The following is a 10,428-nucleotide window of genomic DNA, read 5'->3' on the forward strand; positions in this document are numbered from 1 at the left end:
CGCCGTCCGGGTTTTTGCCCCGGAGGGGAGCGGCTTGCTTGAAATAAGGAAATTCCCGAGCGCTACAACCGCCTCGGAGCAACGAGGGCTCACAAGGCCATTTCAATAACATCTGGAATAAGTCGGAAACTACCATGCTGATGAGCTTTCCTGGTTTTACCCTCAAGCCCCTTGTTGTTGCCGTACAACGCCACCCCCGTGCGCTGATTTGCGCACTGGCGGTCGGCATGAGCCCGGCCTATGGCGCCGACAGCACGGACAGCGCCGCCGATGCCGCGACCGGCAGTGATGCCGCTGTCCCCGCTGCAGCGGTGGCTGCTGCGCCGGCGACCACCCAGCTCAAACGGGTGGAAGTGACCGGTTCGGCCGTGCGCCGGGCCGACGCGGAAACCGCTGTGCCGGTGACCATCCTGCGCGCCGACGAGCTGAAGAAACAGGGCGTGACCACCACCGAGCAGATGGTCCAGCGCATCACCGGCAGCCAGTCGATGATGAACAGCGCCGGCTCGGTCGGTGCGTCCACTGGCGGCGCTTCCTATGCTGACATGCGCGGCATCGGCGCCAACAAAACCCTGATCCTGCTCAACGGCCGCCGTCTGGCCAACAACGCCTTGTCCGGCGTTGGCACGCCCAACGGCAGCGCCATTGACCTGAACATGATTCCGTTCGCCGCCATCGACCGCATCGAAGTGCTGCGCGACGGTGCCTCGGCGCTGTACGGCACCGACGCCATCGGCGGGGTGATCAACTTCATCACCAAGAAGTCGCTGACCGACGGCACCCTGAGCCTCGGCGGCGACACCCCGACGGCCAGCGGTGGCGGCGCCAGCAAGGACGTCAGCGCCAGCTGGGGTTTCGGCGATCTGGACGAAGACCGCTTCAACGTCATGGGCGTGTTCAACTACAACAAGCAGCAGAACCTCGACGCCAACGACCGCTCTTTCGACAAGGATTACGTCCCGGGCCGCGGCCTCAACCAGACCTCCGGCACCGCTTATCCCGGCAACTATTATCAGGGCAACAACAGCAGCAACCCCCTCGCACCGAACTGCGCCGGATCGGGCCTGGTGAGCGTGAACGGGCTGTGCCGGTTCAGCACCCGCGATTACATCGACCTGGTGCCGCAGACCGAGAAGACCTCGTTCTTCGGTCGTGCCACCGGCAAGCTGGCCGAGGACCACAACGTCAGCCTCGAATACTTCTTTGCCCGCAACAACAACGCCACCAGCATCGGCCCGGCGCCACTGACCGGCCTGAGCATCGACCCGTCTTCGCCCTACTACCCGGGCAACGGCATTACGCCCGGCCCGAACAACTTCGCCCTCGACCCGACCCAGCCCGTGGACACCGCTTGGCGTGAGACCGCCGCCGGCCCCCGTGGCAGCAAGGACCAGAACACCAACCAGCGCCTGCTGCTGACCTTCGACGGCACCGTCGGCGGCTGGGATTACAACCTCGGCGCCAATTACAACCAGAGCAAGGTCGTTTCCAGCGTGACCTCGGGTTACGTCAGTGACTCCGCCCTCAAGGCCGGCCTGGCCAGCGGTCTGCTCAACCCGTTCGGCCCGCAATCGGCGGCGGGTCAGCAATTCATCGACGACGCCGCGTACCACGGCGAATACTCCACCGCCGTCGGCCGTGTCTACGGGGTGGATGGACGTATCAGCCGCGAGATCGGCAACTGGTTCGGTGCCGGCGAATCCGGCCTGGCCCTGGGCGGCGAATACCGCAAGGAAAAACTGCACCAGGATTACGAGGACTTCGTTGACGACATCAACAGCCTGGGCCTGGACTCGGCAGGCTCGGTGTCCGGCGATCGCACCGTCAAGGCGGAATATGCGGAGCTGAACGTTCCCGTCATCGACAGCCTGGAACTGACCGCTGCCGTGCGCCACGACAAATACAGCGACTTCGGCAGCACCACCAACCCGAAATACTCGTTCCGCTTCCAGCCGTTCAAAGAGCTGGTGATGCGCGGCGCGTACAGCGAAGGCTTCCGTGCGCCGTCGCTGTACGAGCTGTATGCCCCGCAAAGTCTGGCCTACAGCCAGGGTTACTACGATGACCCGACGCTGTGCGCCGGCGGTACCGTGCAACCGGGCGGTCAGGCGGGTCGTGACTGTAATCAGCAGTTCCTCAACCGCAGCGGCGGCAACGCGAGCCTGTCCCCGGAGAAAGCCCGCAACGTGACCCTGGGCTTCGTTTATCAACCGATGAACAACCTCTCCATGGGCCTGGATTTCTGGTGGATTCACATCTCCAATCAGATCCAGTCGTTTCCTGAATCCACTGTGTTCGACCAGTCGGATCTGTATGGCGACCGCATCATCCGCAACGCCGACGGCTCCATCGCCAACATCGTCACCGGCAACTCCAACCTGGGCATCGTCAAGACCAACGGTGTCGACGTGACCCTGGACTACCGCTTCCCGAACACGCCGTATGGCCAGTTCGGTCTGGGGCTGACCGGTACGTACGTCAATCGCTACGACTTCCAGAACATCATCGACGGTCCGTACACCGACAAGGTCGGCGACTTCCAGGGTGATGGCGTGATCGCGCGCTGGAAACACGTGCTGATCGGCAGCTGGACCCTCGGCGACAGCCGTGCCTCCCTGACCAACCGCTTCACCAGCGGTTACAACGACTACGACCGCAGCACCAACGGCACCGTGCCGTCGTACTCGCTGTGGGACCTGTCGGTGGGCCACACCTTCGAGAAGGTGCTGGACGTCGATGCCGGCGTGCGCAACCTGTTCGACCGCGACCCGCCGTTCACCAACCAGGCCTACAACTTCCAGTCCGGCTATGACCCTCGTTACGCCGACCCACTGGGCCGCACGCTGTTTGCGCGGGCGACGTATCACTTCTAAGCGCTAGTCCCCGACGCGCCATTCCTGCGGCGCGTCGGGCTGCTCACAAGGATTGTCCGCATGTCTGCCACCCCCTTTTCCTTGCCGCGCCGCTTGCCGGGCGTGGCATTGCTGTACACGGTGCTGTTTTTTACTTCGCTGCTGTCCGGCGCTCCTCAGGTCTTCGCCGCACCGGTGCACGCACTGACCGTCTATGGCGAAGCGCCAAAATATCCTGCTGATTTCCAGCACTTCGATTACGTCGACCCTGACGCGCCCAAAGGCGGTTCCATGAGCCGCGCGTCCGAGGAGATCGGCCAGTTCAACTACCTCACGCCCTACGTCGATCAAGGCATTTCCGTGAGCCAGATCGACACGTGGGTGTATGCGCCCCTGGCCTATCGCTCACTGGACGAGCCCTACACGGTGTACGGGCTGGTCGCCGAGAAAATGGAACGCGACCCCGACAATCTCTGGGTGCGCTTCTACCTCAACCCCAAGGCACGCTTCGATGACGGCACGCCGATCACCGCCGAAGACGTGCGCTACACCTGGCAGACGCTGATCACCCAGGGCAGCTTCAGCTATCGGCCGCTGTACGCCGACGTCAAGGACGCGGTGATCGAAGCGCCCGGGCAGATCCGCTTCGATTTCAAGACCGGCACCAATCGCACCCTCGCCCTGGACCTCGCCAGCCTGCGCATCCTGCCCGAGCACTGGTGGAAAACCCGCGACTTCACCAAGGGCGGCGGCTTCGAACCGCCACTAGGCAGCGGGCCGTATCGGGTCTCGCGGGTCGACGCCGGGCGCAGTGTCAGCTTCGAGCGGGTCAAGGACTGGTGGGGCAAAGACCTGCCGGTCAGCCGTGGGCTGTACAACTTCGACGCGCTCACAGTGAATTTCTATGGCGACGTCGACGTGGCCCGTCAGTTGGTCCAGGCCGGCAACTTCGATTACAACCGCGAGTTCTCCTCGGCCGGTTACGTCGTTGGCTACACCGCGCCGAGCCTGCAGGACGGCCGTCTGCAAAAGACCATTCTGGCCAGGCGCCGCCCGGTGGCCGGTCAGGGCTTCGTGTTCAATCTCGACAAACCGATGTTCCAGGACCGCCGCGTGCGCGAAGCCCTGGCCATGCTCTGGGATTTCGAGTGGGTCAACGGCCAGATCATGCGCAACTTCTATGTGCGCGAACAAACCTACTTCCCGAAGAGCGAAATGGCCGCGACCGAGCTGCCCGACGCGCAAGAGCTGAGCCTTCTCGAGCCCCTGCGCGGGCAGATCCCGGACGAAGTCTTCGATCAGGTCTGGCGCGCACCGAAGACCGACGGCAGCGGCTACATCCGCGACAAACAGCTCAAGGCCCTCAAGCTGCTGGCCGACGCCGGCTGGCACCCGAAGAACAACCGGCTGGTGAACGCTGAGGGACAGCCGCTGGAGTTTTCCTTCCTCGACGGCCAGGGCGGTTTCGAGCGGCTGGTGCTGCCCTACAAGCGCGTGCTGGCGCAGATCGGCATCACCCTGAATTTTCGTCGCGTGGACTCGGCCCAGTACATGAACCGATTGAACGCCCGGGACTACGACATGATCGTGGTCACGCTGCCCGCCAACGGCAATCCGATCCTCTCCCCCGGCCGTGAGCTGTACAACCTGTTCGGCTCGCAGAGCGCCCGCCAGGTTGGCAGTTCCAACGCCATGGTGCTGCGCAATCCGGCGGTCGATCGCCTTATCGACGGCCTGGTCGCGGCCAACAACCGCAACGACATGCTGCATTACGCGCGGGCGCTGGATCGGGTCCTGCTCTGGGGTTTCTACATGATTCCGAACTACTACTCCCAGGGCACACCGGTGGTGTTTGCCAACCGGTTTGGCCGGCCGGTGACCGAGCCGGTCTACGACGTCGGGCTGGAAAGCTGGTGGGAGGTCAGCCGCGTGCCACTGACCGATGCACAGATGGCTGCGCGTCTGGCGCCCCAAAGCAGCGTCGCGAATACCCATGCTGCACCGATAACGGAGGGCCAGTGACATGTTCGCCTACACCCTGCGCCGGTTGGCGCTGATCATTCCCACGCTGCTGTGCATTCTGGTGGTCAATTTCCTCATCGTGCAGGCCGCACCGGGTGGTCCCGTCGAGCAAGCCATCGCCCGGGTTCAGGGCATGGGCCCAACGGGCGGCATTGGTGGCGGCGGTGGCGAAGTCGCGGCGACCGGCGGGATCAGCCGGGGCGCCCAAGGGCTGGACCCGGAGCTGGTCGAAGCGATCAAGCACCAATACGGGTTCGACAAGCCGCTGCACGAGCGCCTGTGGCTGATGCTCACCCATTACGCGCAGCTGGACTTCGGCAGCAGCTTTTTTCGCGGCGCCACGGTGACCGGGCTGATTCTGCAAAAGCTGCCGGTGACCCTGTCCCTCGGGCTGTGGGCGACGCTGATCACCTACCTGATTTCGATCCCGCTGGGCATCCGCAAAGCCGTGCTGCATGGCAGCCGTTTTGATGTCTGGAGCAGCACGGTGATCATCATCGGCTACGCCATCCCGGCGTTTCTGTTCGCCATTCTGCTGATCGTGGTATTCGCCGGTGGCAGCTACTGGAGCTGGTTTCCGGCCCAGGGTCTGTTTTCGGACGACTTCGACAGCCTCTCGCCACTGGGCAAGCTGCGCGATTACCTGTGGCATCTGGTACTGCCGGTCAGCGCGCTGGTCATCGGCGGCTTCGCGACCCTGACCATCCTCACTAAAAACAGCTTCCTCAACGAGATCGGCCGCCAGTACGTGGTCACCGCCCGGGCCAAGGGCCTCAGCGAGCAGCGCGTGCTCTACGGACACGTGTTCCGCAACGCCATGTTGCTGGTGGTGGCGGGCATTCCCCAGGCGCTGATCGAGGTGTTCTTCGCCGGCTCACTGCTGATCGAAACCATTTTCGGCCTCGATGGCATCGGCCGCATGAGCTACGAAGCAGCGGTGTCCCGGGATTACCCGGTGGTGTTCGGTACGCTGTTTTTGTTCACCCTGTTCGGCCTGTTGATCAAGCTGGTGGGCGACCTGTGCTACACGCTGGTCGACCCGCGCATCGACTTTTCCGCGAGGAGCGCCTGATGTTCGAGTTTTCCCCGCAAAACCGGCGCCGCATCGCCAACTTCAAGGCCAACCGGCGTGGCTGGTGGTCGCTGTGGCTGTTCGTGGCGCTGTTGATCATTTGCCTGTGCGGCGAACTGATCGCCAACGACAAGCCGCTGATCGTCCGCTATCAGGGCGATCTGTACTTCCCGGCCCTGCATCAATACCTGGAAACCGATTTCGGCGGCGAGCTGCCTTTCGAGCCGGACTACTCCAGCGATTACGTGCGCAAGCTGATCGCCGACAAGGGCGGCTGGATGCTCTTCGCGCCGATCCCGTTCAGCTACGACACGGTCAATTACGAACTCCGCGAGCCCTCGCCCAGCCCGCCCAGCGCGCGCAACTGGCTGGGCACCGACGACCAGGCCCGGGACGTCATGGCGCGGGTGCTGTTCGGCACTCGCGTGTCGATCCTCTTTGCGTTGGCGCTGACCGCCATCAGCACGGTGATTGGCGTCTTCGCCGGGGCGATTCAGGGCTATTACGGCGGGCTGGCGGATTTGATCGGCCAGCGCTTGCAGGAAGTGTGGTCGGGGCTGCCGGTTCTGTACCTGTTGATCATTCTGTCGGGCTTCGTCGAGCCGGATTTCTGGTGGCTGCTGGGGATCATGTCGCTGTTTTCCTGGCTGGCGCTGGTCGACGTGGTCCGCGCCGAGTTCCTTCGTGGACGCAACCTGGAATACGTCAAAGCCGCCCGCGCCCTGGGCCTCAGCGACGGCGCCTTGATGTGGCGGCACATTCTGCCCAACGCCATGACCAGCACCCTCACCTACCTGCCGTTCATCGTTACCGGCGCCATCGCCACACTGACCGCGCTGGATTTCCTCGGCTTCGGCATGCCCGCCGAAAGCGCGTCCCTCGGCGAACTCATCGGCCAGGCCAAACGCAACCTGCAGGCGCCGTGGCTCGGCGTCACGGCGTTCTGCGCCCTGGCACTGATCCTCACGCTACTGGTGTTTATCGGCGAAGCCTGCCGTGACGCTCTCGACCCCCGCACATGAGCGCTGCCATGAATGACCCTCTGATCCAGATCCGCAACCTGCGCGTGGCCTTCAACGGTGCCGAAGTGGTGCACGGCATCGACCTCGACATCCAGCCCGGCGAGTGTCTGGCGCTGGTCGGCGAGTCAGGCTCGGGCAAGTCGGTGACCGCGCACTCGATCCTGCGCCTGCTGCCGGCAAAGTCCGTCAGCACACAGGGCAGCATTCGCTACAAGGGCGTCGATCTGTTGCACGCGAGCGACAAAGAACTTCGGGGCCTGCGCGGCGACCGCATCGCCATGATCTTTCAGGAGCCGATGACCTCGCTGAATCCGTTGCACACCGTGGAGAAACAGATCGGCGAAATCCTCGCCATGCACAAGGGCCTCAAGGGCAAGGCCGCCCGGGAGCGCACCCTGGAATTGCTCGCTCTGGTGGGGATTCAAAACCCGCCGCAGCGGCTCAAGGCCCTGCCCCATCAACTGTCCGGCGGCCAGCGCCAGCGGGTGATGATCGCCATGGCCCTGGCCAACGAGCCCGAGCTGCTGATCGCCGACGAGCCGACCACCGCGCTGGACGTCACGGTGCAGCTGAAAATTCTCGAACTGCTCAAATCCCTGCAACAGCGGCTGGGCATGTCGCTGCTGTTGATCAGCCACGACCTCAATCTGGTGCGGCGCGTCGCCCAGCGGGTCTGTGTGATGCGCGCCGGCGAGATCGTCGAGCAGGCCGACTGCCAGACGCTGTTCGCCACTCCGCAACACCCCTACAGCCGCCTGCTGATCAACGCCGAACCCGACGGCGAACCGGTGCCCGGCGAGCACACTCAAACGCTGCTGTCGGTGGACGCTCTGAAGGTCTGGTTTCCTCTGGCCAAGCCGTTGTTGCGACGCGAGCGGCAGTACATCAAGGCGGTGGACGGGGTGAGTTTCGAGCTGTTGAAAGGCCAGACCCTGGGGATCGTCGGCGAATCCGGCTCGGGCAAATCGACCTTGGGTCAGGCGATCCTGCGACTGATCGATTCCGAAGGCAGCATCCGCTTCGCCAACAAGGAGCTGAGCCTGCGCAGCCAGCAGTTGATGCGGCCATTGCGCAAGCGCATCCAGGTGGTGTTTCAGGATCCGTTCGGCAGTTTGAGTCCGCGCATGACGGTGCAGCAGATCATCGCCGAAGGGCTGCTGACCCACGGCATCGGCACCCCGGCCGAGCGTGAACAGACGGTCATCCGCGTCCTCGGCGAAGTCGGCCTCGACCCGGACAGCCGCCATCGCTACCCCCACGAATTCTCCGGCGGTCAACGCCAGCGGGTGGCCATTGCCCGGGCGCTGGTGCTGGAACCGGAGCTGATTCTGCTCGACGAACCCACCTCGGCGCTGGATCGCACCGTGCAAAAACAGATCATTGCGCTGCTGCGGGATTTGCAGATCCGTCACGGCCTGAGTTATCTGTTCATCAGCCACGACCTGGCGGTGGTTCACGCGCTGGCCCATGACGTGCTGGTGATCAAGGACGGCAAAGTGGTCGAGCAAGGGGCGGCGCGGGAGATTTTCAGCCATCCGCGCCAGCCCTACACCCAGGAACTGCTGCGCGCTTCCGGGCTGGATTTCAGCGGACGGGCGTGAGCCGACATACCTTGTGACACCTACTATAATGCCCGGCCACGGCGTATCATCGCGCCCCCTCGATTTCCTGCTCTGGTGCCTGTCATGACTGCCCTTCCGCTCACCTCCGAACGCCGCGGCTGGTCGTTCTGGTGGAAACCCCTGGCGTTCCTGCTGGTGGCTGCCATCGGCTTGTACTACGTCAAGTGGTCGCCGTATTACCTCAAGTCCTTCATCGCGGCCGACACCCATAACATCGGCGGCTCGATCATCAACGACAACCCGGCCACGCCGTGGGCCGCCGCTCTGGCTTACGCCCAGGTGTACTTTCTGGCGATCTGGAAGGCCGCCGTGCTGGCAGTGATTCTCGGCTCGCTGGTGCAGGTGCTGATTCCCCGTGACTGGTTGCTGAAAATGTTCGGCCGCGCCGGACTCGGCTCCACCCTTCGCGGCGGCCTGTTCGCCCTGCCCGGCATGATGTGCAGCTGCTGCGCGGCGCCGGTGGCTGCGGGCCTGCGCAAGCAGAACGTGTCGGTAGGCGCGGCGCTGGCCTTCTGGATCGCCAACCCGGTGCTCAACCCGGCCACGCTGGTGTTCATGGGTTTCGTGCTGGGCTGGGGCTTTACGGTGCTGCGACTGGTGGCGGGCCTGGTGCTGGTGATCGGTGTTTCCCTTGTCGCGCAACGCATCTCCCGCCCGGAAGTGGTGCCTGAACAGGCGATGGAAGCGGTGGCCAACGCCGAGACGCCGGAGGAAGGCAGCCTGCTGGTGCGTTGGGGCAAGACGCTCTGGCAGTTGTTTTGGACCACCATCCCGATCTACGTCATCGCCGTGCTGATTCTCGGCGCCGCGCGGGTCTGGCTGTTCCCTCACGTTGACGGCGCGATGGGCAACAGCCTGTTGTGGCTGGTGCCGTTGGCGATTGTCGGCACGTTGTTTGTGATCCCGACCGCCGCCGAAATCCCGATCGTGCAGACGCTGCTGAACCTGGGCCTGGGCACTGCGCCGGCGGTGGCGTTGCTGATGACCCTGCCGAGCGTGAGCCTGCCGTCGTTGTTGATGCTGCGTAAGTCTTTCGACGCCAAGGTGCTGGTGACCGTTGGGGTGTTGACCATGCTGGTCGGGGTCCTGAGTGGCCTGGTCGGCGCCGCTTTGTTGTAAGGCTGAGATCAAGATCACACGCGTCTGCCTGGGGGCAGACTGTTTCGCCTTCGGCGAGTTACTTGGAAAAAGCCCCCCAAGTAACCAAGGGGGCTTGCTCCTGGTTTGGCCCCTCGTACCTCGGGGTTCCTTCACTCCGGTCTCGCTCCGTGGGCCCGCCGCCATCCATGGCGGGGGGCGGCTCTCGCGGCATCCATGCCGCTCGGCCCACTCCGCGAAACCTGCGTTCAGCCTGCACCCAAGTCGCGGTTTGTGGTGTTTGACCCATTGCGGAAGAAGATCAAGATCAAGATCAAGAGCAGATCAGTCGCTAAGGACTTGTGGGAGTGAGCTTGCTCACGAAGGGGTTGGTACATCCACCGAATATCAGGTGTGCGAGATAAAGCATTCGCGAGCAAGCTCGCTCCCACAGGATGGGTGTGAGATCAGCAAAATTGCTGGCGCCTGGGCTGGCCTCTTCCCGGCTAAAGCCGGTCCCACTAACAGCAGCGCATGCATCCAGTGGGATTGGCTCCGACTGAAGGACCGGCTTCAGCCGGGAAGCTTTTGATCTTGATCTTCATACACATAACGCCCAGTCACCGCCAATCGCGACTTGGGTGCAGGCTGAACGCAGACGACGCGGAGTGGGCCGAGCGGCATGGATGCCGCGAGAGCGCCGCTAGGACATGGATGTCCGTTCGGCGCGGGCCCACGGAGCGTCGTCGGAGTGAGGGTAT

Annotated in this window: 6 protein-coding genes; all 6 read left to right on the plus strand. The window is 63.7% G+C overall.

Annotated elements, in window-relative coordinates:
- Positions 1 to 134 precede the first annotated feature (134 nt).
- A complete protein-coding gene (locus ACYASU_RS12420; RefSeq protein WP_463582981.1) occupies positions 135 to 2,873 on the plus strand; it encodes a TonB-dependent receptor in 2,739 nt (912 codons plus the stop codon).
- Positions 2,874 to 2,933: 60 nt separating this feature from the next.
- Complete coding sequence (locus tag ACYASU_RS12425; protein WP_463582982.1) at positions 2,934 to 4,874, plus strand: extracellular solute-binding protein; 1,941 nt, start codon at positions 2,934 to 2,936, stop codon at positions 4,872 to 4,874.
- A 1-nt stretch (position 4,875) separates the two neighbouring features.
- Positions 4,876 to 5,946, plus strand: a complete 1,071-nt coding sequence (locus ACYASU_RS12430; protein WP_192172032.1) for a microcin C ABC transporter permease YejB — start codon at positions 4,876 to 4,878, stop codon at positions 5,944 to 5,946.
- Positions 5,946 to 6,968, plus strand: coding sequence for an ABC transporter permease (locus ACYASU_RS12435; protein WP_463582983.1), 1,023 nt, complete (start codon positions 5,946 to 5,948; stop codon positions 6,966 to 6,968). Before ACYASU_RS12430 ends, ACYASU_RS12435 begins: the two co-directional genes overlap by 1 nt.
- Before the next feature lie 8 nt (positions 6,969 to 6,976).
- Entirely contained in the window at positions 6,977 to 8,569 is a 1,593-nt protein-coding gene (locus ACYASU_RS12440) for an ABC transporter ATP-binding protein (protein WP_463582984.1), read from the plus strand.
- An 84-nt stretch (positions 8,570 to 8,653) separates the two neighbouring features.
- Complete coding sequence (locus tag ACYASU_RS12445; protein ID WP_463582985.1) at positions 8,654 to 9,709, plus strand: permease; 1,056 nt, start codon at positions 8,654 to 8,656, stop codon at positions 9,707 to 9,709.
- Positions 9,710 to 10,428 lie beyond the last annotated feature (719 nt).

This window comes from Pseudomonas sp. HP_12, assembly GCF_055283955.1.

Excerpts from the sequence above, each read along its gene's own strand:
- ACYASU_RS12435 (WP_463582983.1), top strand. The coding sequence starts at position 5,946 with ATGTTCGAGTTTTCCCCGCAAAACCGGCGCCGCATCGCCAACTTCAAG.
- ACYASU_RS12440 (WP_463582984.1), top strand. The coding sequence starts at position 6,977 with ATGAATGACCCTCTGATCCAGATCCGCAACCTGCGCGTGGCCTTCAAC.
- ACYASU_RS12430 (WP_192172032.1), top strand. The coding sequence starts at position 4,876 with ATGTTCGCCTACACCCTGCGCCGGTTGGCGCTGATCATTCCCACGCTG.
- ACYASU_RS12425 (WP_463582982.1), top strand. The coding sequence starts at position 2,934 with ATGTCTGCCACCCCCTTTTCCTTGCCGCGCCGCTTGCCGGGCGTGGCA.
- ACYASU_RS12420 (WP_463582981.1), top strand. The coding sequence starts at position 135 with ATGCTGATGAGCTTTCCTGGTTTTACCCTCAAGCCCCTTGTTGTTGCC.
- ACYASU_RS12445 (WP_463582985.1), top strand. The coding sequence starts at position 8,654 with ATGACTGCCCTTCCGCTCACCTCCGAACGCCGCGGCTGGTCGTTCTGG.